This window comes from Bradyrhizobium sp. (assembly GCF_049512235.1).
In the GTDB taxonomy this organism is placed as follows: domain Bacteria; phylum Pseudomonadota; class Alphaproteobacteria; order Rhizobiales; family Xanthobacteraceae; genus Bradyrhizobium.
This window is the reverse complement of record NZ_JBEKXH010000526.1, coordinates 1-4,254: the sequence shown is the minus strand read 5'-3', so window position 1 is coordinate 4,254 and position 4,254 is coordinate 1. Positions and strand designations below refer to the sequence as shown.

Annotated in this window: 3 protein-coding genes, 1 tRNA gene and 1 pseudogene; 3 read left to right on the top strand and 2 right to left on the bottom strand. The window is 61.6% G+C overall.

Annotated elements, in window-relative coordinates:
* Positions 1-272 precede the first annotated feature (272 nt).
* Positions 273-704, top strand: coding sequence for a hypothetical protein (locus ABSG20_RS30995; RefSeq protein ID WP_423868261.1), 432 nt, complete (start codon positions 273-275; stop codon positions 702-704).
* Between the two features lie 68 nt (positions 705-772).
* A tRNA-Arg gene (locus tag ABSG20_RS30990) sits at positions 773-849 on the top strand.
* A 5-nt stretch (positions 850-854) separates the two neighbouring features.
* Here the strand turns inward: ABSG20_RS30990 and ABSG20_RS30985 are convergent.
* Complete coding sequence (locus ABSG20_RS30985) at positions 855-3,014, bottom strand: DUF2278 family protein (protein ID WP_423868260.1); 2,160 nt, start codon at positions 3,012-3,014, stop codon at positions 855-857.
* A 167-nt stretch (positions 3,015-3,181) separates the two neighbouring features.
* On the opposite strand from ABSG20_RS30985, the gene ABSG20_RS30980 reads away from it, so the two are divergent.
* Positions 3,182-4,060, top strand: a complete 879-nt coding sequence (locus ABSG20_RS30980) for a hypothetical protein (protein ID WP_423868259.1) — start codon at positions 3,182-3,184, stop codon at positions 4,058-4,060.
* A gap of 54 nt (positions 4,061-4,114) precedes the next feature.
* Here the strand turns inward: ABSG20_RS30980 and ABSG20_RS30975 are convergent.
* Positions 4,115-4,254, bottom strand: a pseudogene (locus tag ABSG20_RS30975) (oxidoreductase); the annotation flags it as partial.

Below are 4,254 nucleotides of genomic sequence, written 5' to 3'. Positions count from 1 at the left end.
TTCAGCGCCACGGTACCGAGCAGGCCGAGCATCTTGTCGAGCAAGGTGCGCCGGTCGCGATTGGACCAAAACTCGCCCGCTACGGCCCGTTGGGGCCGCTGCCCGTGGCCGGGCTGCCCTGCCGTTTGCACGACCGATTCGTGCCCCGAGCGCACCTTCCTGGCGGGCGGCAACGCGAAGGACAGAGTGAACCCAGGGAGCGGATTGCACGACCAAGTGGCGATTTGACAAGCGAGCGGCGGTGTCCGTGTCACCAGGCGGAGGGTTTAGCCATGCCATATCGTCATACGCAACGCGGAACTTGGATCATCCTCTTATGTCTTCTGTTGGCCGCGCTCAATGCCGCGATCGTATGGCGGAGCGGGCAGTGGCCGCCGGCGGTCGCGCTGGTCGTTCTGATCGCGGTTGCGATCGTGTTTTCGTCCTTGACGATTGCCGTGAGCGAGGGCGAGCTGCGCTGGCATTTCGGCCCGGGATTCTGGACCTATCGGCTCGCCCTGGACGACATCGAGAAGATTGCGATCGTGCGTAACCAATGGTGGAACGGCTTCGGCATCAGGATGGCGGCCGGCTTCCGGCTTTATAACGTGTCGGGCCTCGATGCGGTCGAACTGCGTTTGAAATCCAAGGAAATTCGCCGCATCGGCACCGACGATCCGCAGGGCTTGGCGGCGGCGCTGAAATCGCCGGGACAAAAGCTCTGAAGGCTGGCGATCACGCCTTCGCTCTGGTATCTAGCATCCAAGCACCCGCCTCTCACGGCGGGTCCAGCGGTCCCGTAGCTCAGCCGGATAGAGCGACGGTTTCCTAAACCGTAGGTCGCATGTTCGAGTCATGCCGGGATCGCCAGCGCTTCAAACCAGCTTGCTGGTTCGCAGATTGAGCGTGCAGGTATCGTCGGGACCGCTGCCCTGCGGTTTGACGCTGCGATACTCGAACCGCAGCGTCGGATCGCCCCGCGACGGGCTCGCAACCGTGGCGCGGACGTAGCCGGACTCGAACTTGGTAAAGCCCAGCCGCGGGTCGAGCTGCTTCATGTAGGATTTTCCGACTTCTTCGCCGGGCGTCACGATATGGCCGCCGGCGCCGGTCAGCACGTAGGGGATGTCCTGCCCGGTATCTTGCCGGACCACCCGCTGGTAGAGATGGGCATGGCCGCAAATGACCGCGTCGGGCCAGAAGCCCGCCTTCTTGCAGGTGGCGTCGATTGCGGCGCTGGTGGGGTCCGCGGGTTTTTGCGCGGGAAACCAGCGCGGAAAATGATGGATCGCCAGGATCACGGCAGGCAGGCCGCCGCTGCGCAATTTTTTCAGCCGCACCAGCTCCTGATAGAGGAACAGCAATTGCGGTTCGTCGAGCCAGCCGAAGGATTCACCGCAATTGCTGTAGAGGCCGATGATCGACAGCAGCGGCGCATCGAGCGTGAAATATACCCCGGGCTGGGTCATGGTTGAGCGCAGGATGCCGCCGGCGCCGACCCAGCGGCCGGGCGTTTCCGCGCAAAAGGCCTTCTGGAAGGCATCCAGCGAAGTCATGGAGTCGTTATAGGTAATGCCGTCGTGGTTTCCCGGGATCGCGAAGATCGGCGCCGGATAGCCCTTGAAGGGCTCGTAGAACTGGCTGTAATAGTAGTTCTCTTCGCCGTAGAAATAGACCACGTCGCCGACATGAAACAGGAATGCCGGCGGAGAGGCGATCGCGTCGCGGGTGATCAACTGGCTCACCTTGACTTCGAATGCGTCCAGGCTCTTCTCCGATGTCGCGCCGCTGTCGCCGATGACGTCGAATGCGAGGCTCTTGCCGCCGGAGTTGCTGACATAGCCCGGCGGGTTGGCGCCTAGAACCGTCGCGAGGTCCATGCGCGGATAGCCGTGCGGCGTCGGCACCGGACCGCGGGTCTGGCCCTTGGAGCGCACCTGCACGTAGGGCGTCTGGTAGGTGGTGCCGTCATCGTCCGGGATGAATTTGCCGGAGGCGTCGGCGGGATCGATGTCGGCGAAGACAAAACCTTTCAGGTTCTGGGCGGCAACCGGGTTGGTCTTGCCCTTGGCCGAGGCCGCGGTCCCGGCAACGGGAGCCGAGATCGCATGTGCGGCGGCCCGCCGCGCCGCCATCGATCGCGGGCGCGACCTTGGCATGATCGACTTGCGAACTCCGGCCGAGGTCTTGTCGATCTCCTTGATTCCGGTCTCCGCGGGACTGCCGTCATCATTGGTGTTCGTGGTCTGGGAACTGAATTTGACAAAGATGCCGATAGCGCCGGTCGGCAGCAGAAAAATGATGCCGCCATCCTGGTTGGGGCCGTTTTCGCGGTAATGCGGCTCGCCATTGATGAGGTTCTTGGCGCCCTGGTTCATGTGAATATTCTGGATGCCGGTGAAGCCGGTCGGGACCGAGCCACCCGGTTTCTGGCCGACCGGATTGCCGGTGCCGAAAACCGCTACCAACGCCGCGGATTTTCTGGCCTCGGCCAAGGTTTTCCTGAACTCATTCTCCAGCGCCTTTGAACCAGGACGAAGATCGTCGAACTTCTTCGGATCGATAAGCCCCCCGCGCACGAAATCCAGCCGCGGCAGGGTTGGCTGCGCAGCAGCCAGCTGGAAGTCCGGCGTCATGCGCAGGGCTTCCAGCTTCTTGATCAGCGCGCCGGCGGCGGGCGTAGAGCGCCTGCCGAAGTTGGCAATCTGATATTGCAGTTCGGGCGCCCGTCCCCGCTCGGTCGATTGCAGATTGACGGCGACGCGGTAGGCCGGATGTTCGGGGTTTCCGGGCTGCACCAGGAGCAGCCAATGCGGGCCTCCGGCCCGCTTCGGGCGCGAGGCGGTGATTTTCCCAATCAGCAATCCATAGGTACCGAGCGTCATATGCGTTTCTCCAATCATGTCCGATGTCACGGCGATGCGCACGCCAAAGTCGAAAGGCGGAAAATATTTGCGGTAAACCTTGAAATAGGTGCCGGGCATGGTGTTGCCCGAATTGCTTTCGTCCCTCCCTCCGGAGTTGCATTGTTCCATGAATGCTCCCAGGTTGTGAAGCGCTTTGCGACCACACAGGCCGATCACGGGCTGCCTCCCCGCACCCGTTGCCGGCACGACCGGGAGGCTTAAGATGCCGTTGGCCGGCTTTCGCACTAGCGAGAAGCAAGCGCAGCGCATGACAGAGCGCGGGAAGAGTCCGGGTGATGACGACTGACTCCGGCGCGCTATCCGAAGACAGCATCGAGGTAATCAAGGTTCTGGCTGCAACGTGCGTGTTTGTGTCGTATCTCTTTCTGATCGAGATAGCGCGCGGCAAGGCCGCACTCGCGGCGGGGATGCTGCTTACATTTCCCGCTATAAACGGAATAACGCTTTTGGTTGCTGATTTTCCCAGCGCGACCGCGAAAGCGGAAACGATGATACCGATGATCGCATTCAATGGGGTTATGTGCCTCGGCTTCGTTCTGGCATTCATTTCGCTATACGAAAGAGCTTCGCCGGATCGCCTCCCAATCCTCCGATGGGCTTTGCTGTCAGTTGCCGGGGCTGCGTGGTTCATCGCAGCCCTCTTGGGAATTCCCATTTCCTCTCGACATCAGGCGTACCTTGTTTCCGGATACCTCATTGTCGCAATAGCTTTCGTCGCAGCCGTTTCGCCGGTGAGCAAGCCGGCGGCGCCACCTTCCTTGCAGACTCCCTGGCGAGAGAGCTTGCGAAAGCTGACAGAGAACCGACAGTTCTATTTCAGGATTGCATGGTTTATTGCGACTCTATCTCTCGTTCTCTTCGCTGCGGCTCTTCGTCAGGAGAAACTCGTAGGTGCGCTTGGAGCCGCTCCCCTGCTGCCGTTATTCGGACTTTTTGCGCTCGCCAAGAATGAAGACCCACTCCCAGCCTTGCGGACGATCAGGGCCACCGTTTTGCTTGGACCGGTTATCGCGATGACATTTGTCGCCGGGTTCAGCGCCTTCGTCGACCGCGTAAACCCTTCGGTCGGGCTTCTGCTGCTGCTCTTTGGTTGGGTGCTGTGCCTTCTGGCAATCTGGTTTGTGAGCGCGGTCGTGTTTCCTCGTCTGCGTTGACCACGGCACAAGGCGACTGCGACTGGTTGAGCGATTCCGTGAAACTATCGTCATTCAACCGGAGTAAAGCCCCTTGTCGCGCGCCTGGCGGATGGCGAGCGCCGCCAGCAGGTCGAGCATCGGCGTCGACAGTCCCGCAGCCCTGGCAAACGCGGCGGGCGCGCGCACCAGTGCGTCGATCTCCATCGCCCGGC